This is a genomic window from Chryseobacterium sp. ERMR1:04 (assembly GCF_001297705.1).
Taxonomy (GTDB): domain Bacteria; phylum Bacteroidota; class Bacteroidia; order Flavobacteriales; family Weeksellaceae; genus Chryseobacterium.
In genome coordinates this window covers 43,140-63,477 of the sequence record NZ_LIRF01000003.1, presented here as the reverse complement: position 1 = coordinate 63,477, position 20,338 = coordinate 43,140, and the positions used below count along the sequence as shown (strand labels likewise).

The 20,338-nt window shown below is 34.4% G+C and carries 22 protein-coding genes; 6 read left to right on the top strand and 16 right to left on the bottom strand.

Features of this window, described 5'->3' with window-relative positions; all coding sequences use genetic code 11:
- Positions 1 to 95: 95 nt before the first annotated feature.
- The 10 genes from AMQ68_RS00375 to AMQ68_RS00330 all read right to left on the bottom strand — a co-directional run bounded on the left by AMQ68_RS00375 (position 96) and on the right by AMQ68_RS00330 (position 7,279).
- Positions 96 to 797 (bottom strand): hypothetical protein, encoded by a 702-nt coding sequence (locus tag AMQ68_RS00375; RefSeq protein WP_054508658.1) that lies wholly within the window; start codon positions 795 to 797, stop codon positions 96 to 98.
- A 13-nt stretch (positions 798 to 810) separates the two neighbouring features.
- The gene (locus AMQ68_RS00370; protein ID WP_054508657.1) at positions 811 to 1,596 is read right to left on the bottom strand and encodes an urease accessory protein UreD; all 786 of its coding nucleotides are present in this window, start codon (positions 1,594 to 1,596) and stop codon (positions 811 to 813) included.
- A complete protein-coding gene (gene ureG / locus AMQ68_RS00365) occupies positions 1,597 to 2,235 on the bottom strand; it encodes an urease accessory protein UreG (RefSeq protein ID WP_054508656.1) in 639 nt (212 codons plus the stop codon).
- A gap of 172 nt (positions 2,236 to 2,407) precedes the next feature.
- Positions 2,408 to 3,100, bottom strand: coding sequence for an urease accessory protein UreF (locus tag AMQ68_RS00360; protein WP_082383937.1), 693 nt, complete (start codon positions 3,098 to 3,100; stop codon positions 2,408 to 2,410).
- Positions 3,093 to 3,605, bottom strand: a complete 513-nt coding sequence (gene ureE / locus AMQ68_RS00355) for an urease accessory protein UreE (RefSeq protein ID WP_054509963.1) — start codon at positions 3,603 to 3,605, stop codon at positions 3,093 to 3,095. The genes AMQ68_RS00360 and ureE overlap by 8 nt, the downstream gene beginning before the upstream one ends.
- Positions 3,595 to 4,260, bottom strand: coding sequence for a hypothetical protein (locus AMQ68_RS00350; RefSeq protein WP_054508655.1), 666 nt, complete (start codon positions 4,258 to 4,260; stop codon positions 3,595 to 3,597). The genes ureE and AMQ68_RS00350 overlap by 11 nt, the downstream gene beginning before the upstream one ends.
- 85 nt (positions 4,261 to 4,345) lie before the next feature.
- On the bottom strand, positions 4,346 to 6,067 hold the full coding sequence (ureC, locus tag AMQ68_RS00345) for an urease subunit alpha (protein WP_054508654.1): 1,722 nt from the start codon (positions 6,065 to 6,067) through the stop codon (positions 4,346 to 4,348).
- A gap of 1 nt (position 6,068) precedes the next feature.
- On the bottom strand, positions 6,069 to 6,437 hold the full coding sequence (ureB, locus tag AMQ68_RS00340) for an urease subunit beta (protein WP_054508653.1): 369 nt from the start codon (positions 6,435 to 6,437) through the stop codon (positions 6,069 to 6,071).
- Positions 6,438 to 6,448: 11 nt separating this feature from the next.
- Positions 6,449 to 6,751, bottom strand: coding sequence for an urease subunit gamma (gene ureA / locus AMQ68_RS00335; protein WP_054508652.1), 303 nt, complete (start codon positions 6,749 to 6,751; stop codon positions 6,449 to 6,451).
- A 156-nt stretch (positions 6,752 to 6,907) separates the two neighbouring features.
- Entirely contained in the window at positions 6,908 to 7,279 is a 372-nt protein-coding gene (locus AMQ68_RS00330; protein ID WP_054508651.1) for a hypothetical protein, read from the bottom strand.
- Between the two features lie 292 nt (positions 7,280 to 7,571).
- Between AMQ68_RS00330 and AMQ68_RS00325 the strand changes: the two genes are divergently transcribed.
- Entirely contained in the window at positions 7,572 to 10,463 is a 2,892-nt protein-coding gene (locus AMQ68_RS00325; RefSeq protein ID WP_054508650.1) for an AsmA-like C-terminal region-containing protein, read from the top strand.
- A 249-nt stretch (positions 10,464 to 10,712) separates the two neighbouring features.
- Here AMQ68_RS00325 and AMQ68_RS00320 read toward each other — a convergent pair whose 3' ends face one another.
- The 5 genes from AMQ68_RS00320 to AMQ68_RS00300 all read right to left on the bottom strand — a co-directional run bounded on the left by AMQ68_RS00320 (position 10,713) and on the right by AMQ68_RS00300 (position 13,413).
- Positions 10,713 to 11,327 (bottom strand): hypothetical protein, encoded by a 615-nt coding sequence (locus AMQ68_RS00320; protein ID WP_054508649.1) that lies wholly within the window; start codon positions 11,325 to 11,327, stop codon positions 10,713 to 10,715.
- 171 nt (positions 11,328 to 11,498) lie between these two features.
- On the bottom strand, positions 11,499 to 11,999 hold the full coding sequence (locus tag AMQ68_RS00315; RefSeq protein WP_054508648.1) for a CinA family protein: 501 nt from the start codon (positions 11,997 to 11,999) through the stop codon (positions 11,499 to 11,501).
- 51 nt (positions 12,000 to 12,050) lie between these two features.
- Entirely contained in the window at positions 12,051 to 12,377 is a 327-nt protein-coding gene (locus AMQ68_RS00310) for a hypothetical protein (RefSeq protein WP_071254629.1), read from the bottom strand.
- A gap of 161 nt (positions 12,378 to 12,538) precedes the next feature.
- Positions 12,539 to 12,757, bottom strand: a complete 219-nt coding sequence (locus AMQ68_RS00305) for a hypothetical protein (protein ID WP_054508647.1) — start codon at positions 12,755 to 12,757, stop codon at positions 12,539 to 12,541.
- 95 nt (positions 12,758 to 12,852) lie between these two features.
- Positions 12,853 to 13,413 carry an AraC family transcriptional regulator gene (locus tag AMQ68_RS00300; RefSeq protein ID WP_198408872.1) on the bottom strand — a complete coding sequence of 187 codons (561 nt, stop codon included), beginning with the start codon at positions 13,411 to 13,413 and terminating at the stop codon, positions 12,853 to 12,855.
- Between the two features lie 224 nt (positions 13,414 to 13,637).
- On the opposite strand from AMQ68_RS00300, the gene AMQ68_RS25775 reads away from it, so the two are divergent.
- Positions 13,638 to 13,769, top strand: a complete 132-nt coding sequence (locus tag AMQ68_RS25775; RefSeq protein WP_262483886.1) for a hypothetical protein — start codon at positions 13,638 to 13,640, stop codon at positions 13,767 to 13,769.
- 97 nt (positions 13,770 to 13,866) lie between these two features.
- Here AMQ68_RS25775 and AMQ68_RS00295 read toward each other — a convergent pair whose 3' ends face one another.
- Complete coding sequence (locus AMQ68_RS00295) at positions 13,867 to 14,457, bottom strand: ferritin-like domain-containing protein (protein WP_054509961.1); 591 nt, start codon at positions 14,455 to 14,457, stop codon at positions 13,867 to 13,869.
- Between the two features lie 446 nt (positions 14,458 to 14,903).
- Here AMQ68_RS00295 and AMQ68_RS00290 point away from each other — a divergent pair, with 446 nt between their 5' ends.
- From AMQ68_RS00290 to AMQ68_RS00275, 4 genes are all read left to right on the top strand, one after another.
- A complete protein-coding gene (locus tag AMQ68_RS00290; RefSeq protein WP_054508646.1) occupies positions 14,904 to 15,962 on the top strand; it encodes a serine hydrolase in 1,059 nt (352 codons plus the stop codon).
- A gap of 26 nt (positions 15,963 to 15,988) precedes the next feature.
- Complete coding sequence (locus tag AMQ68_RS00285; RefSeq protein WP_054508645.1) at positions 15,989 to 16,972, top strand: phosphotransferase; 984 nt, start codon at positions 15,989 to 15,991, stop codon at positions 16,970 to 16,972.
- Positions 16,973 to 17,087: 115 nt separating this feature from the next.
- Positions 17,088 to 18,587, top strand: a complete 1,500-nt coding sequence (locus AMQ68_RS00280) for a serine hydrolase (protein WP_054508644.1) — start codon at positions 17,088 to 17,090, stop codon at positions 18,585 to 18,587.
- Positions 18,588 to 19,106: 519 nt separating this feature from the next.
- Entirely contained in the window at positions 19,107 to 20,231 is a 1,125-nt protein-coding gene (locus AMQ68_RS00275) for an AraC family transcriptional regulator (RefSeq protein ID WP_054508643.1), read from the top strand.
- The last annotated feature ends 107 nt before the right edge of the window (positions 20,232 to 20,338 follow it).

The window sequence follows — 20,338 nt, the reverse complement described above, 5'->3', positions numbered from 1 at the left end:
TTGTGAATCATCAATTTACTTCGCTCATTAATTTTTTTAGTTGTGGTAAAATTCATTATTGACCTGCAACGCAAAATTCACCATTGACATTAAAATTACCATCCTAAAAAGACCATTCCGATACCACAAACGGTTACTACCGCTCCACTTATCACTCCCATATAACGCTCTAGTTTTTCTGTGTTGAATAAGGTTGAATACCCATATCTTCCCAATAAAACCATTCCAAGCATGGTGGCTACCGTAGTAATGGTAAACGGCACTACCAATGCCAGAATTTCTGTTATAGAACGGTTTAATCCTGAGTAAAAAAGAAGGGGTGTAAGCGGTTCACTCGGTCCCATTACAAAGATCATAAAAAGGACGAAAGGCGTTACTTTTATTCTGCTTTGTGGCATAACCATTTCATTATGATTGTGCTCATACACGTAAACATCCTCGCCCATGACATCAAAATGCTTGTGAGGTTTATTTCTTGCTGCCTGCACTAAGCCATAGATAAGATAGGCAACTCCAAATATCAACAATGCCCATCCTGAAATATTCCCTCTTATATCCTGAAACCACGCAAACTGATTAAGCTGCCAGCCCAGAAAAACGCCGATAGCACCAATCACCAAAGAACTTAAAACATGGCCAAAACCACACGCGATAGTCAAAAAAATCGTTCTGCTCCTGCTCCATTTTTTTGATTTTGACAATACAATGAATGGCAGATAATGATCCGGTCCCGTTGCGGTATGGATAAAACTTATAGAGATGGCACTCAGCATTAATGCCCAAATAGTCGTATTCATTTTTTTATTTTATTTATTCTAACTCCCAAAGAATCTCCTGAACGGTGAGGAAAAAATTATACATTACTTCCCCGCCGTGCCCCAAAGTTCTTATGATAAATCCGTTATCTTCCATGGCTGAAATACCAATTTCCATTTCACTTTGTAGTTCGATGTGGGCATAGATGGTTTCAATGAGCGCATTTTTATCTACATGCTTTTTGGTGGTGTAGAAAATTAACGTTCCCTGATGGGTATATTCTTCCAGATTACCGATGCTTTTAATAGGAATAAGATCCGGCTGAATAAGAATATTATCCTTAACAACCAGCTTATCTTTATGGTAAATCTCCGTTAGATTCTGAAAGCTTTTCAGTTTAAAAAGTTCACCGTAATGCTTTCGCCCACAGGTAATAATTTCACTGATGATGATCTGGCTGTTTTCTCCGATATTAATCTCCGCTTTGCTCTTAAAATTAGAGTCTTCATGCGGAACCACAGGATGCGGAACGTAAGCAAAAGAGGTATTGTCTTGCATGGAAATATTCAGCTGCTGAACCGCGCGATCTTTCATGTTGAATAATCTCTGATAAGACTGTGACTGAAGCTGTAATGCAGCTCCTTTTTCTAAGGCAATATCCAGCTGATAGCGGTCACCATCCAGAATTCCGGGCGAAGAACTCATCACAATCTGATAAAGTTTATGATCTTTTTTCCGTTGTCCTACAGAAACCACCCGAAAAGGCGGTGATACATAAAGATCTTTCACATAGGATTTCCCTTCTTTATAGCCGGCGATGATATGTAAGCGACTATCCATTTATCTTACAAGATTCGGTTCTTCACATTCTTCCAATAAAGCATATTTCTTTACCCAACCGATCACTTTATCCAGTCCTTCATCCGTTTTAAGGTTTGTAAATACGAAAGGAGTTCCGTTTCTCATTCTTCTGGCATCATTTTCCATTACCTCAAGGCTGGCACCTACATGCGGAGCCAAATCTATTTTATTAATGATTAATAAATCTGATCTCGTAATTCCAGGACCTCCTTTTCTAGGAATTTTCTCCCCTTCTGCCACATCAATAATGAAAATAGTAACATCCGCAAGATCCGGACTGAAAGTTGCCGACAGGTTATCTCCTCCACTTTCGATAAAAATAAGTTCGATCTCCGGAAAACGTTCTGCCAATTCATCCACCGCTTCCAAATTCATACTTGCATCTTCACGAATCGCGGTGTGTGGGCAACCTCCTGTTTCTACTCCGATAATACGATCATGGGGAAGAAGGCTGTTTTTCGCCATAAACTCAGCATCTTCTTTGGTATAAATATCATTGGTGATTACGCCAAGATCATAGGTACCGTATAATTTTCTGCTTAATCTTTCTAATAAAGCAGTTTTTCCTGAACCTACAGGTCCTGCCACTCCTACTTTTATATACTTTCTATTTTCCATTTTAAATTACTTCTGTTTTTTATTTTTATCACAAAGTCCGCAAGGATTTTTTTGATTTTAGTTATGAATATTTTTAAGTTCGCAAGGGCATTTCACTCAGCCAAGCTCACCAAGTTTTTTAATGATATGATATTACGGATGATTCTATATTTTTTAATTATCCAGCCTTTGATTAAGACATATACAGTCTGGAATACAGTCTTTCATGCTGCATGCAACGAATATCAAAAGAGGTATTACAAAGCCCTACCAAATCTCTGTCAAGGTCTATGGTTTCCTGCGCTGTCCTTTCCATGATGGGATATAATTCGAACAAAATATCCTGCCCGTCAAGCTGCCCCAATGGAACCAACTTTACTGCATTGGTAATCATTCCCGCCAAGGAAGTATAATAGAATCCGAAAAGTGCTTCGTATAAAGGAATACCCAACAAGCACGTGTAGATTCCGAAGACAACGCCATAATGAGAGCTTGCTTCACGGTTTTTAATGGCCTTTTCGTACGCTTCCATAAACTCGAAATTTTCATTTCTTTTGAAAATTTTGATTAAACGCAATCCTAATTTCTGACTTGCCTGACGAATTTCTTTCGGACATTTCAACGCATTACATTCTTCATCCAACTTTAAGATGGCTTTCAAATCTTTAGATTCTGTTGCTTCATACGCCAGTTTTACAAAAGCACCATCATTGTATTTCAGGTTATATTTGAGCATATTTTCAACAAATTCCTTTGCGGTCGCTCTATTGTTTACGATCCTTTTCTGCACATATGTTTCCAACCCGTTAGAATGAGTGTAACCTCCGATCGGTAAGGTAGGATCTGAAATATGTAATAAGCTGGCTAAAAATTTCATGTTATTCATCTTTTGGAGCTGCCATTTTTAAAATTTTAGTAAAAATTGATGAACCTAAACTGCCATGTCCGTGAGGTTCTACGTTTGATTTAAGAAGATTCAACAGCTTTACAAACTGTTTTTCGGGTTTATAGCCACTTACTTCCAACCACCTGTACATTGGTGTTTCAAAAGGCAACAGCACTTTATCTTCCTGTATAAAAAGAGGAATATGCTTATTCCCTATTTCATAACACACCGTGCCCATTTCCAACATTGAAGCCGGAGAAATAACAATCGCCTCCGTTTCTAAAATATTAACAACAATCAGTTTCTCTTCATTTTCGAAAAGAATATCTCCTTCTCTGAGGCGTTGCCCTTCTCTAAGAAATTTAATCGCAATATCTTCTCCCTGACGTGTCTTTTTACGCTGAATCCTTTTAGTAGATTCATACCATTCAAGATCAAGATAATCTATTGATTTTTCAATATCAGCCTTGTCTAAAATATTACCTAACGTTTCATTAATGATCATTATTTTTATTTTTTTTTCTGAAATCAAAACTTTTAGAAACTCCGCCTCCAAAAGTAGCACCTCCCATACCTCCTACATAATTTTTCGTCCAGCCTTCATTTCTAAGTTTAGTTTGCAACATAGATAGTTCTGCAAACTTAAATGACAATGCCCATCCTCCTCCTAACAGCACAATAATTAAAGGATATGCCCGTAAGCGATACCCATTAAAATGATCTTCATTGGCAGAGACACTAGATAATTTTTGCCCCCATACATAATGCGCTTCTATCTGGCCTGCTAAAACAAAGTGCTTACCCAGATTAACAGACGGGCTATACCAAATTCCGGTTTCATTTTGTTTATATGTGGTTTGTTCATCTATTGCATTTCTTGCAAATGCATAGTTGATTCCTATTAAATCATTATTATTTATAAAATACCCTAACCCAATAGGAATTCCTGCATTACCATTAGTTCCTAATGAACTGCTACTGCTAGAAGGTGTATTCGTTTTAGAATAATTGAAAGAACCGTATAATAAAAATCGTCCTTTAGGCCCACTTTCATCATCTTTTACTCTTGACCCTCCTAAAAACTGTGCATGTAATGAACCTGAAAACAGGCTAACTCCTACTATTACGAGCATAAAAATGTCTTTATAATTTTTTTTCATCTAAGTGTTTTTTAAAGTTATACTATGATTTATTCTATGCTAATTTTATAAAGGCTCCGATTTTTCACAGAGCCCTGATCAATTATTAGAATAAAAAATACAATTGAGTTAACGGAAGTTTCTCCGCCGGTTCACAAGTGATATGCACCCCATCTACTGTTACTTTGTAGTTTTCAGGATTCACCTCAATTACAGGTGTTTTATCATTATGAATAAGATCTTTTTTAGAAATATTTCTGCAATTTTTTACCGGAAGAATCATCTTCTCTAGTTTATAACTTGCAATCGCTCCATTATCAATAGAGATCTGAGAAACAAACGTAGCACACGTTCCGTATTTCGCACGGCCATGAGCACCAAACATATTTCTATAGATAACAGGTTGTGGCGTTGGAATAGACGCATTCGGATCTCCCATTTTGCTGGCAATTACAAAACCTCCTTTAACAATCATTTCAGGTTTTGCTCCAAATAATGCAGGTTTCCAGATTACTAGATCAGCCATTTTCCCAGCTTCAATTGAGCCTACATATTCTGAAATTCCATGCGCAATAGCAGGATTAATAGTATACTTTGCGATATATCGTTTTGCACGGAAATTATCATGCTCTGTATTTTCATCTTCTTCTAAGTGACCGCGCTGTTCTTTCATTTTACTAGCCGTCTGCCATGTTCTGATGATGACTTCGCCCGGTCTTCCCATCGCCTGAGAATCTGAACTCATAATACTGAACACGCCTATATCATGTAGAATATCTTCTGCTGCAATCGTTTCCGGACGGATACGTGAATCTGCAAATGCTACATCTTCAGGAATGTTTTTACTTAAATGGTGACATACCATCAACATATCTAAGTGTTCATCTATCGTATTAATGGTATAAGGACGTGTAGGATTTGTAGAAGCCGGAAGTACATTCGGATACATGGCAGCTTTAATAATATCCGGAGCATGCCCACCGCCTGCACCTTCTGTGTGGAATGTATGAATTACCCTTCCATTAATCGCTCTCATTGTATCTTCCAAAAAGCCACTTTCATTCAACGTATCTGTGTGGATCGCCACCTGAACATCATATTTATCAGCCACTTTTAACGAAGCATCAATTACTGCAGGCGTAGCGCCCCAATCTTCATGAATCTTCACACCCAACGCTCCTGCTTCTACCTGCTCTTCAATTGGTCCTTCGGTAGAACAGTTTCCTTTACCAAAAAATCCTAAATTCATAGGGTATTCTTCCGCAGCTTCCAACATTTTTTGAAGGTTGAATTTCCCTGGAGTAACGGTGGTTGCATTCGTCCCGTCATTAGGTCCGGTTCCCCCTCCGATCATCGTCGTAATACCGCTATAAAGAGACGTTTCAATCTGTTGCGGACAGATGTAATGAATGTGTGTATCAATTCCTCCAGCCGTTACAATATGTCCTTTTGCGCCATGAACTTCTGTAGAAGCACCAATAATCATATTGGGAGTTACTCCATCCATTGTATCAGGGTTTCCTGCTTTACCAATACCAACAATCTTACCGTCTTTAATTCCGATATCTGCTTTTACAATTCCCCAGTGGTCAATAATCGTTGCGCCTGTAATACAAAGATCTAAGACTCCTTCATCTCTTTTGGCGGTCCCGTTTTGTCCCATCCCGTCACGTACCGTTTTACCTCCTCCGAAAACAGCTTCATCCCCATAGTGGGTAAAATCTTTTTCGATCTCAATGATCATTTCTGTATCACCCAGTCGGATTCGGTCTCCTGTCGTTGGGCCTAATATATTCGCGTATTGTTTTCTGTCTACGTTTAAACTCATATTACAGATTTTTATAATTTAATTGATTGGCTTTGGCTACACTTTCTTCTTTTTGAGTATCTGAATCTACAGACCCATCTACAAGATTATTGAAGCCCACTGCTTTTTTATTTCCTCCTATTTCCACAAGTTCTACTTCTTTCTCTTCTCCCGGTTCAAAACGTACCGCTGTGCTCGCCACAATGTTCAATCTCTTTCCGAAAGCTTTCTCACGATCGAAGCTCATGGCTTTATTCACTTCAAAGAAATGAAAGTGAGATCCCACCTGAATAGGACGGTCTCCTGTATTAATCACTTTTATAGTCACTGTTGCACGGCCTTCATTACAAATAATAATGCCTTCTTTTACAAAAATTTCTCCTGGTATCATAATAAGTAGGTTTAACGAATTGGGTTGTGTACGGTTACTAATTTGGTTCCATCCGGAAAAGTAGCTTCAATCTGAACATCGTGGATCATATCTGCCACTCCCGGCATCACATCATCAATCGTAAGAATCTGAGCGCCTTCCTGCATCAGATCAGCGACTCTTTTTCCATCTCGGGCGCCTTCCATTAGAAAATGACTGATCAAAGCAACCGACTCGGGATAATTTAACTTAACACCTCTCGCCTTTCTTTTGAGGGCAAGTTCTCCTGCCATGTGCAGCATCAGTTTTTCTGTTTCTCTGGGGGTTAAATGCATAAATATTTTTATTTAAAATTGAACATATAGTTTATTTTTGCCTTGTTAAAAAAAGCAAATAAAAGTATCTGAAAAATAAATATAGGAAATATAAATCATTGTCCAGTAATCGAATACGGACAAATTATAAACTTAAAAAAGTGAATTAAATTAAAATTAGCAACCAGATATCTGCAAAGAATGGTAAAGAATATACCTGGGTAAAGTAATAAACGAAAAATTGTGAGCAATAATTGGTGAAGACGAAAAATGTTGAATGTTAAATAAATCAGCAATCCATTTTTCTATGAGTACCTCAACAGCAAATTGGGTCTTATTTACATCTTCTATAATAAGCTCGTCCGGAATATCTGATAAATTGTAAATATCAACCTGATTTTGAACATCCGCTTTCTGTAGGGATGTAGTTGATTTAGTAACACTAGAAGGTGACTGATTTTTACTTTTGAAAAGGTTCAATCCTACTAATACTATCGTTAATAAGAACACGATAGGAAGGAGTAAGATTCTATTTTTTCTTTTTATCATTACGAGTATAAAATTACGACAATGAAAAACACATCACTATCAAAAAGGTCATTTAAAATGTTCAAAATCGTGACAAAGCATAAAAACAGACTAAGTCTTTGAAAGGTGATGACTTATCTTTATTATTCTTAGAATTTTCTCTAAAATTTGCTATTTTTACGCCCAAACCAACCCCATCTCCTTGAAAGTATTTTTAATCTTTTAATGATAAATGGCGTAATTTTAGATAGACATTAACTTATTATCATCAGCTATACACAAAAAACACTACAAAAATCAAAATTATCAGTTTATGGAAAAATTTAAAAAAATAATTTTGAAATTTTTTAAATGGACGGGAATTTCTTTAGCATCAATTCTATTTTTGATGTTTATTATTCCTATTCTATTTCCAGGAACGATTTCTGACCAGGTGAAAATATTTGCGAATAAACATCTGGCAGGAAAACTAGATTATAAAAAAACACACCTTACCTTTTTCAGACACTTCCCTTCTCTTACCCTTTCTGTAGATGATCTTATCTTGTACGGATCTAAACCTTTTCAGCAGGATACTTTGCTGACGGCAAAAGAAGTAGCGGTAGGAATCAACTTGAAAAATCTGATTCTTAACCGTGAAGTAAAGATCGATGAAATATATGTTACCGATGCGTATGCCAATGTTTTTGTGAATACGAAAGGAGAAGCCAATTATAACGTCTATATCTCAGAACCTTCTGCAACTCCTAAAGACAGTACCGAAACGGGCACTTCTATAAAACTTGATCTTATTAAATTCAAAAACAGTCATATCAAATATGTTGACCACGCTGCTAAAATATTAATAGATGCAAAAGGACTGAATTATACCGGAAAAGGTGGATTAAGTGAAGATATTTTTGATCTGGAAACCAATCTGGATATCGACAAAGTAGATTTTAGCTTAGACAGAATATATTACGCCAAGCAAAAGAAATTACATGCTGATCTTATTACAAGGATTAATACCAATGCATTGACTTTCGTATTAAGAAAAAACGAATTAAGAATCAATGATCTTCCTTTAAAGTTTACCGGTTTTGCCAGCATTCTTAAAGATGGATATAACCTTGATATTAAAGCGGCTTCCGAGAAAACAACCATCAGAGAAATGATCTCGGTATTGCCTCCACAATATTTGGATTGGGCAAAAGATACTAAGATAGAAGGTAACAGTGATCTGTATTTTAATGTAAAAGGAAGATTCAGTGAACCACAAAACCTTAAACCCAGAGTAAAAGTTAGACTTTTAGTGAAAAACGGATTTATCTCCAACGGAAAAGCTCCGGTTCCTATGAACAATCTGAATATGGATCTGAATGTTGACCTTCCCTCTTTGGACCCCAACCAATTGGCTATTAATCTAAAAAAACTAAGTTTTGATCTTGGCCCGAATAATAGTTTCCTTGCCTACGTCAATACAAAAGGGCTGAATGAAATGAATGTAAATGCCAATATAAAAGGGGCTGTAAATCTTCAGACCATGCAACAGGCATTAGGATTAAAAGGTATTGAAGTACGAGGGCTTATTGATACCAATATCAAAGCCAACGGAATGTTCAGCATGGATAAAAAACTGTTTCCAAAAACCAATGGATACATCAATCTTAAAGATGGTTTTGTAAAAACTAAATATTACCCCAACCCTATTCAGAATATCAATATGATGGCGAACGTCATCAATACCGATGGTACTTTTAAGAGCCTTGGCTTGAAGCTGGATCCTTTACGATTTGATTTTGAAGGAAATCCGGTTTCTGTGAATGCAGATCTGCAAAATACGGAAGATCTATTGTATAAAATAAAAGCCAAAGGCGTTTTAAATGTAGGAAGAATTTACAAAGTATTTGCAAAAAAAGGCTTAGATATCAGCGGATTGATCATGGCTGATCTCTCGCTTAACGGCCGACAAAGCTATGCAACAACTGGCCAATACAGCAAGCTTGATAACAAAGGAACTTTAATTTTAAAAAATATAAAAGCCACCACAGAATACCTTCCAAAATCATTCTATATTAAAGAAGGGAATTTCCAGTTTGAAAATGAAAAAATGTGGTTTAGAAAGTTTAATGCCACCTATGGAAAATCAGATTTTGCGTTAAATGGATATCTTTTAAATACCATTAATTATTTCCTTGAAAGAAAAGGTACGCTCCACGGAAAGTTTACCATGAACTCTAATTACATTCTCGTTGATGAATTTATGGCGCTGAAAAGTGGTGACAATCCCAATAAATCTATCGAACTAGAATATGCCAAAGAAGAAAACCCAAAAAGCAGCGGCGTTGTTATTGTCCCAAAAAATCTGGATGTTTCTTTGGATGCCAATGCTAAAAAAGTTGACTTTAAAGGCCTAGTTCTTAACCATCTTAAAGGGAATGCCTCTATCACTAATGGCCAGATCTATCTTAAAAATACCGCTTTTGATATTATTGGAAGCCGAATGAATATGGATGCCCGCTATAAAGACCTATCTCCATTAGCCGCCAATTATGACATGGCTTTAAAAGTTCAGGATTTTAATGTTCAAAGAGCCTATAAAGAAATTGACATGGTGCGCCAAATGGCCACTGCCGCAAAAGATGTTAAAGGAATTGTATCGCTGGATTATAAACTGAAAGGTGATTTAGATAAAAATATGAGCCCGATTTATGCCTCGCTGGAAGGCGGTGGTATGGTGAATCTTCGTGATGTAGAAGTGAAAAATCTTAAAATGCTTTCGGCTGTAGGTGATAATATTGGAGCTAAAGCATTCGATAACCCGGATATGAAAGGCGTAGATATCGAAACTCATATCAAAAACAACCTTATTCATATTGAGAAATTTACGTTTAAAGTTTCTGTTCTCCGACCTACGATCAGTGGAACTGCAAGTCTTAACGGATTACTTGATATTCAAGTAAGAGTTGGACTTCCTCCAGGCGGATGGATTGGCTTTCCGGTGGTGGTAACAGGAACTCAGGATAATCCTAAAATAAAGGTTTTCAGTAAAAAGGGTCAGGGAATCATCGATGCTTTGTATAATAAAAAATCACACAAACTGATTCGTGAAGAACGACGTGCCGATAAAAAAACAAGAAAAGAGCAACGTAAAGATAAAGAAGCTCAGGAACAGAAAGCGAAAAACGCGGAACAACAAATCAATAAAGATCTTAAGAAAAAATAGAAAAGTGCTGTCTGAAAATTAATATTTTTGTTGGTAAATCGCAAGGGCGCAAAGAAATTTTTTATAGCTCTATAATCTAAGGCGCAAGGATTTTATCTTTGATAAAATTGATTGTGTTTTAAGAGCCTATTTAAATTTCTAAATTTGATTTTTTGTATATCATTCACATCTTTATCTAAATCACATTCTTTAAGATTTTTTTTGATTAAAAAGATAATCAGCTCTAGAAATGCTAACTTTAAATAGAAATTAAAAATCTAAAAATTGATCTGATAGTTTCTTCCATTGTATTTTTGAAATTCCGATCATTCCACCCACGGCTACGGAGAAATTTCTTATTTTATCTGAAAAATTAGCGTTCCAATTAGGACTTTCATTTCTTCCATAGATGGCTGCTTTGACAGAATTCTTTGTTCTTGAAATCATAAAAGTTGAGGTGGCTTCCGCAGAATAAAAATGATTGATATGACGATTTTTTTCATCTCCGGGAATTGATGATGGTCTGCAAATGATCATTAAATTTTCCAGTTCATCTTTATTAATGTGATGATTATTGATCTCTACTATTTCTACCCAATCATACCCTTTTGCTTCAAAACCTCCCGGCCCCGGAATATCAATTCTTATGTAATCTCCCACTTTCGGAATTCTCTCCACATATTCTCCTAGGGAATCATGAAGTCTGAAATCGGCAAAATTTTCGCCACAATAACTCTTCCATTCATTAACGGATAGAAATCTCTGCTTTAAAACAGCATATTGCTCAATCGTTTTTTCGGTATCATCAAACTGTTTATAACTTTCTGTATCATGAAAGCCTCCTTTTTTCTGTACCGGAACTCCGGGAATCTGTTTAGGTTTCATTCTTTAAAATACTTTAAAAAAGTTGACTATAAAATCTAATTAAAGGTAAGCTTAAAATAAAAAACAAAACCACTTTTCACCAATGCACGCCTACAAAAGTTAATCAATGGCTTTGTTCTATCATGATAAATAGTGTATTTACCTCCTCTGTTCATTAAATTCTCATGGTGATTATCTTAAAATTAACTGTTGATTAATTTCACTTTTAAAGCATCCCAATACAAACTCGGTATAATACAACTGTACATTAATAGCCTGCGTTTTGTGATGCAATTCTATTTTCTTCGAAAGAATAATTTCATTTTTATAATGTATAGAGAAGTAAGAAAATATATTATTGGTAGAATTACGAATAGAAGCAACATAGCCTGTGATAGCAATAGACCAATCGGTATTAAATAATTTAGCCACATTCATTGCCATGGTATCTGCAATATTTTGAGATACGCAATTGCATTCTTCTGCTTCTTTTCTATCAACATTTAAAATTTTCACTTTTTCATTCAAGGAATAAGCGGTCAATCCTCCTTTATAAAATAGGGAAGCATTTTTCATTTGAGAAAAAGAAAACTGTAAAAGCCCGGACGTTACACTTTCTGCGACGGAAACAGTCTCATTCGTTGTCATTAAAGATCGGCTGATATATTCTAATAAATTCTGTTGTAAATGCATGATGCTCAATTTAAAAGTGAAAATGTATTGTTCTTTCAGGTTGGCTCCTGATTAAGCAGGATTGTTGCTCTCTTTTTCAAACTCCCAAATGCTGTGGCTTGTTACGGCATTTATCTTACTATAACCATCTGAAACGGTATTGAAATAATGATCAATCGTTTCTTTAGCCTCTTTGCACATAAGCAATAGTTCGTCTTTGTTGGTGTTTTCAAAAACAAAGTCATCTGGAATTTCTACGATAAATTCGGTTACTTTTTCGGTATTTATTAAATCGAATGTCATTAAATCATTCAAAGAATTAAGTTGGTTTTCCTCCTCAAAAAACGGCATTTCACGACTGATAGAATCTTTACACTGAAAGAGCTGTATTGTTTTCATTATTAATAATGTTGATAATTTATTATGCTGTTAAACGCTTTAATTTTTCCCTATGTGTCAAAAAAAAGGATAGAGACTAATAAGCTTCTATCCTCTTATTAAAACTCGTTGAAAACATATGTACTATTTTCTCTTAGTTTTAATGAGTATTTGAAAATAGTTTATGAAATATTTAATTCTTTGATAATATCCATAACTTCTTCACGGTTTTTTCTTAATCTGTTTCCCACTCTGTCAAGAAAATCAATGTCTTTGCCCTCATCAAACCTGAGGTCAAAATCTGTTAACTGTGAAAATTTATTTTTCAATAGTCTTGAATTGATGGTTCGATCTCCTATAATTTTAAAATTATTATTCGTTATATTTCGATTTACTTCCATGATAAGAACTATTTGTATAATAATTATACAAATATCGACACTTTGGAGTATAAAATATTGTAAATCAATTAAAAAAACTTACACATTTCACACAATTAAATATCTTCTAGATTTTTGGTACGCTTTTGTTTCAGCTGTTTATAAAAAGAAGGAGAAAGCCCTGTTATCTTTTTAAATTGGTTAGAAAGATGGGCAACGCTGCTGTAATTGAGTTTATAGGATATCTCGGTAAGATTAAGTTCATCATATAGAAGAAGTTCCTTCACCTTTTCAATTTTATTCACGATGATAAAATGCTGTATGGTAATACCTTTTACTTCAGAAAATGTATTGGCCAAATAGGTATAATCATACCCTAGTTTTTCACTTATATAATCAGAAAAATTCTCTTTTGGTAATTCGTCAGAATAATGAATCATTTCTGTAATCACATTCTTTATTTTCTCAATGAGTATGCTTTTTTTATTATCCAGCAATTCGAGACCATATTTCAACAGGTTTTCCTTTAAAATTTCTCGTTGTTGTTTCGTTATATCATTCAATATTTCAACAATACCAAGATCAACCACCGCATGCTTGATGCCGAGGTTATTAAGTTCTTCGTGTACAACCATTTTGCATCGAAGGCTTACCATATATTTTATATATAATTTCATGGAAGTATTGAATAATTTAGTAAACTTATTATTAATGAAATCGCTTAATTCATCATGTATAATACACTCAAAGTTACGTCTTTAATCACCTATCACTTTACAAAGTGGCTAATGATTTCTTTATTTCTCAAAATAATATCTATGATTTATGCAACAAATAACAATCTATGTATAAATCTTTCGTTTCTTTTAAGGCGAACTTTACCCTAAAGTAAAATAGTATTATGTCAAAAGAAAAAGACGTCAAAAAGAAATCTGATAAAACGGCGCCCCTAAAAACGGCAAAGGAAAAGAAAGCAGATAAAATCGCCAAACGAAATGATCGTGATAATGAAGGCAAAAATACAAGCGCTTAAACCTTAAGTACATTATAATAAAAAACCTTGTTGGTACTATTACTCACAAGGTTTTTTGTTTTTTTATCTAAAAATATCTCTGTAAAGAAGAGGCTATCTATTTCTTAATTGCTTTGCTGTTGAGTGTAATATCAGCGACTTTTGACAATAATCTATCGCATATTTTCTCTTCATTTAACGTGGCTAAGAGATTTTTAAGACACGTTTCTTCTTTAAGAACTTTGGCATACGCAGCAAGTGTACCGTAAGTAGCAATTTCGTAGTGTTCTACTTTTTGTGCTGCTGCTATGATTCCTGCGTCTCTTACCGCTCCAGGTTCTGTTTCCTCCATGATGCCTTTCCCTTCGTCTAATAATCCTTGCATCGCATCACATTTTTTAGCCTGTGCTTTTTTACCGAGTGAGGCAAAACATTCTTCTAATCTTTTTACATGCACATGGGTTTCGGCAAGGTGAAGTTCAATTGCAGATTGTAGCTTTTTATCCGTCGCGTTTTTATACATTTTTGGAAGCGCTTTCACCAACGCCTTTTCAGCCCAGTAAATATCTTTCAAAGAATCTTCAAACAAATCTTTTAATTCTTTGGCTGCATTTTTCTTAGCCGGAGTTTTCGCTTGAGTTTTTGTTTGAGTTTTTGAAGGTGCCGCTTTTTTAACCGTCGCTTTCTTAGCTGGTGTTTTAGTTTTCATAGGATTATAATTTAGTGAGTATTTGTAGAATTCGTCCTCTAACTCTAACAATTATGAGACCAAAGACGATAAAGGTTACTTTCATCACTCTTTATAAATTACGTTGTTTTTTAGAGCTTAATTAGATTTTAATAATTTCATATTTTATGAACAATTTATTGTATTCATTCTTGATTTCGAACATTAAGAGTACTTAAGATTTTTAGAATATTAAGTATGAGCTTCGCTTTAAGACGGCACGCTTAAGGAAATATATAGAGTTTTTCTTAATTTCCTTAACAACTAAAATTATCCTTAATGGTTTAAAATTTAAACAGCTTCTTAATTTTCCAATCCGAAACCAAGGTTCTAAATCCATTTAAATAAACATTATATTTGAAAAAACTAATCCAATGAACTCCCAAACACATTATTTATAAGACTTCATTAGAAATCATAGTAATAAAATGAGAAAATCACTTTTAATTGTAAGCTTATCATTCTTCAGTATTTTTTGTTTTAGTCAAAAAGCTAAACATCAAAAAAACAATCTACAGGAACAAATCAATAATTTAGATAAGCTCATGAAAACCGTTCATGAAAACGGAATCTTTAATGGAAATGTGCTTGTTTCACAAAATAACAATGTCATTTATGATGCTTCGTTAGGATTTTCAGATGCAACAAAAACCACTCCATTAACAGATGACTATCGGTTTCATTTAGGGTCCATTACGAAAGAGTTTAGCGGTGTTGCCTTACTTCAGTTAGAAGAGCAGGGAAAACTAAAATTATCTGACCCTGTTTCCACTTTCATTCCTGAACTTCCTCAATGGGCCAAGAAAGTTACCATTAAAGATTTATTACAATATACAAGCGGAATTCCTAATGTCAACTGGAAGAAAATTAAAAATGACACCGATATTTTTAACGACTTATTATTGATTAATAAGCTATCTTTTAAACCAGGTACTGAATATGATTATAATAACAACAATCTTTTCCTGAGACAATTTATTATTCAGCGTATCACGGGAATGCCTTATAAAACGTATGTTCAAAAGTTCATATTCCAACCCTTGAAAATGAATACAACCTTAATGACTCCTTTTGAAAATGAAAAAAACATTGCCAAAGGATTTAATAATCAATGGGTACAAGATCCTGTAGAATTACCTATAACAGGTGGAACTTACACGACAGCCGCTGATCTTTTGAAATGGGCAAACAGTCTGCATTCTAAAAAAGTAGTCAACAAAAATTCTTTATATAAATTAGGTCAAAGTTTTAACGTAGCAGACAGTCAATCTGCATTGGGAAATGCCAAGTTTGAAAATAAAGAATTAACAGAACATTCTCACGATGGAAGAGCCGGAAATTTTGAAGCGCTCCTATTCTCAGATCTTAAAAGTAAAATAACCATCATTTTATTATGCAATAACTATAATAATGGAAAGCTTTCTGATATTTCAGAGGCAATCCTTGCCATTTTAAAAAATGAGAAATTTACATTTCCGCAAAAATAATAAATCATTAAAAAAACAAATAAAAAATGACCGTTTTTCCCGTAACAACTTCCACGTTATCAGAAATAGAATTAGGTAAGTTTATAAAAGAAAAATATCAGTTAAAAGAAGATATTAGTTGTAAGTTGTTTAGAACCGGAGTTAATCACACGTATATTATTTCAGATAATGAAGCCAAATTTGTGATTCGTGTGTACTGTTATCATTGGAGGACAAAGACTGAAATTAAACAGGAACTCGAACTTTTACTTTTACTCAAGGCTGGTCATCTTTCAGTATCCTATCCAATTCCTGATAAAAACGGAAACTTTATTCAGGAAATTAATGCGCCCGAAGGAATTCGCTATGCCGTAGTTTTTTCATTTGCAGAAGGTGAAAAAATACGATTCATGACTCATGAAACCTGCTCTGCCATTGGATCATTGATGGCAAAAATTCATACCCTAACAGCAGATAAAAAAATTGATAGAATACATTATAATTCGGAGGTTCTTTTACATCAGGCTTATCGTTATCTGAACTTATATTTCGACAAAGATTTAGATGAAATGAAATATATCAAAGAAATTAATGATACCCTATCAAGCAGGTTTAAAGAAAGTAATTTATCGGAAAACCAAAACGGTATCGTTCATCTTGATATTTGGTATGATAACCTGAGTGTAAACAACACGGATCAAATTACGATCTTCGATTTTGATAATTGTGGAAATGGAGCGCTCATTTTAGATGTAGCTTATTTTTGCAAACAACTGTTTTTCATTGAATCTGATAAAAAAGAATATGAAACTAAAGTTCAGAGTTTTCTAAACGGTTACCAAAAAGTAAGAAGTTTATCCGATAAAGAAATTGCATTAATTCCGGAAGCAGGAGCATCTATATTCGTTTTTTATCTTGGGGTACAAGCGCAAAGATTTGATTGGTCTAATATATTTTTTACCGAAAACTATCTTAAAATGTTTGTGGGAAGAATAAAAAACTGGCTGGATTATTATGCCATACAGAAATAGTTTAGGCTACATTCCAATCCTAAAGATTTGTGTTTATTTTTTTGAAGTGTAATGAAACCTTTTTCAGAATTGTTCTATTACTAAACTGACAAATTAATTAAACCATTGAAATAAAATGAGAAGAATATTTTTTTTAATCATACTGACTGCTTTCTTCAGCACGACTCTTTCGGGACAGGAATTCAACACCTTGTTTTCAACCCTTTCAAAAAATAATCTGTTTAATGGAAGTGTACTCATTTCCCAATCAGACAAAACTGTTTTTTCCAATTCGTATGGATATGCCAATATTGAAAAGAAAGAAAAAATAACTAATCAATCTCAATTTCCGATTGCTTCCGTAACCAAAACGTTTACTGCAACGGGCATACTTCAACTTAAGCAGAAAGGAAAACTCAATATTGATGATTCGGTTCAGAAATATCTTCAGGATTTTCCTTATCCCAATATCACGATTAAACAATTACTGAATAACACTTCAGGATTGGCGCAATATTATAATTTATTTGATACGGTCATCAAAGAACAACCGGAAAAAATAATTTCTAATCAGGATATTATCCCAACCTTTATTCGTTTTAAAACTCCGCTTTCATTTGTACCGGGAAGCCAATGGGACTATAACAACCTAAATTTTTGCCTTGCCGCCATGATCATCGAAAAAGTGTCAGGAATGACGTATGCCAATTATATGGCCCAATATATTTTTGACCCTGCAAAAATGAAAGATTCATTTGTTCCGCTTAACAGGAAAATCAAGAAAGCCAATCAGGTAGAATTATATACCTATCCTAACTCCTATTCCACCCAACTTGTGAATACCACTACCCTAAAAGATCCTTTTGTAATTTCTGAAAAAAGTAACTTTTACGGAAACGGAGGTATCGTAAGTACTGCCCTAGACTTACAAAAATATCTAAAGGCGTTGTTTACTTATCAGATTTTAGGGAAGAAAGAATTAGAGGAAGCTCTTACAGCAACCATCTTGAATGATGGAAAAAAAGTAAGTTATCAATTCGAAGGAAAAGAAGGAAGCTACGGTTTAGGCTGGGCCATGTACACTGATGAAAGTAACGGGAAAATTGTTTTTCATGATGGCTTGATTACCGGACTTACCAGTATTTTATTGCATAACATCACTAAAAACGAATCCTTAGTATTATTATCCAGCATCGGAAACAGCCCTGTTTTTCCAATATCCAATGCCGTTTTACAAATAACGGATAACAAACCTTATACAATTCCTGCACAAAGTCTGTCGAGGATCTATGGGAGCCTACTTGAAAGCGGAAATAAAGAAAAAGCAGATCAGTTGATTCAAGAATATCTAAAAGACCCAAGTGGTTATGAAGCAAACGAAAGAGATTTTAACCGATTAGGCTATCAATTTCTAAGACTTCAAAAAAATGATATTTCCTTGCAGACCTTCTATTCGGCAACATTGATTTTTCCGAAAAGCGCGAATATATATGATAGTTATGGCGAAGCATTGCTCCAATCCGGAAAAAAAGAAGAGGCGATGAAGATGTATCAAAAATCTCTTGAATTGAATCCTGAAAGTACGAACGCAAAAGAAATGATTAATAAGATTGGCGGAATGTTGATTAAAAAATAAGTTGGAAGATGTTTCTTAATTAAATTTTCATGTCCTTTTGCCTTGACGCAAACGGACCAAAAAGTCAAGACTGGAAGCTTTCGCTAAAAATGATTTCTGTTCACTAAAAATTCTAAAACTTGCGCGAATTTACCGTACGTCCTTCGATTCAATAGTATTCTCGCGCTTCAAACATAAGAATTTTTTTAACGTTCTCAGAACTCATTTTTTTAACGCTACAGCTTCCTAGGTCGATAATACCAACTCTTTTCACATTCACTCTTTGCCTTTTTGGGTTAATATTAATCTATAATTTCCATACCCTTTAAAGTTCATGAACCTTTGATCAAAAAATAAGTTGAAACATGTTTTCTAATTAAATTTTCATGTCCTTTTGCCTTGACGCAAACGGACCAAAAAGTCAAGACTGGAAGCTGTAGCTAAAAACGATTTATTGATCAAAAATAAGATATTTGAAAAATTTGTTCTTTATCAGTCTATTTTCTTCACAACTTATATCCTATTTTTGCAAAAAAACTAATGGACAAATTGAATTTTCTGGAAGTTATTGCAGCGATTGCAGTTTTTATATCGCTGTTGCTTGCTGTATTTTTATTAACGGTAAAAACAGAAAGAAAACTGGAAAACAGATTATTTGCCGCGTTCCTTATCATTAATGCCATTGATATCAGCGGACTTTTTATGCATCTTTTTGTGGATAGTTATAATCTGAAAACGTTCAAAATATCTGCTTACCTATTAGTGATGCCTCTTTTCTATCTGTACGTTAATGCCGTTTGTTATTCTGATTTCGCCTTAAAAAGAAAACATTTACTGCATCTTATCCCTTTCATTGTTGCCAATTTAATTTTAGTTCCAAGACTTTACCTGGCAGAAGGCCCTGCTAAAGAATATTTCTTTAAACACATGTGGAACTCCCCCGAAATGTTTTTGTATCAACTCATTGGGGAACTGCAGTATTTCTTTTATATCATTGGCGTATTCCTAATTCTTAAAAAATACAAGAAAATTTATTCCGAAAACTATACTAACCCCAATACTCTGCTATACAAATGGCTGTCTCAGCTAACCATTATTTTTTTAGTCATTCACGTATGTATTATTTTAAAAAACATCGTAAGATATACACAACATAAAGATCTATTTATCTGGCTGAATATTGTTGCGGGAACCGTATTTTTATTGGTTGCCTGTTGGTTTATATTAAAGGCATTAAATTATCCTGAGCTTTTTCGCAGAATTGATTCTACCTTACAACCCACAAAAGATTTTGCTGAAACGCTGGAAACTGAAAATAAAACTGACGAAACAAAAAGTTTTCAGATCGAACAGCTTAAAAATTTCATGCTTGAAAAAGAGCCCTTCTTAGAACCTTCATTAACGATTCAGGAATTGGCAGATCAGGTGAAAATTCCGGTTCGTGATTTGTCTGTTTTAATTAACCATCACATCAATCAGCACTTTTTTGATTTCGTGAATGAATACCGCGTTAAAAAAGCAATGACCCTTCTAAAAGATCCCACAAAAAAAGAATATACGGTGTTGGAAATTTTATATGAAGTGGGTTTCAATTCAAAATCTTCTTTTCATACCTCGTTTAAAAAATACACAAACCAAACGCCAACCGCTTTCCGAAATAACTGATAATAAAACAATTGCATATACTCAAACTCCGGTTTGTAGAAAGTCGGACTCATTTTAATCAATAAAATGAGTCCGACTTTTTTTACATGGACTTATCTCAAAACTTT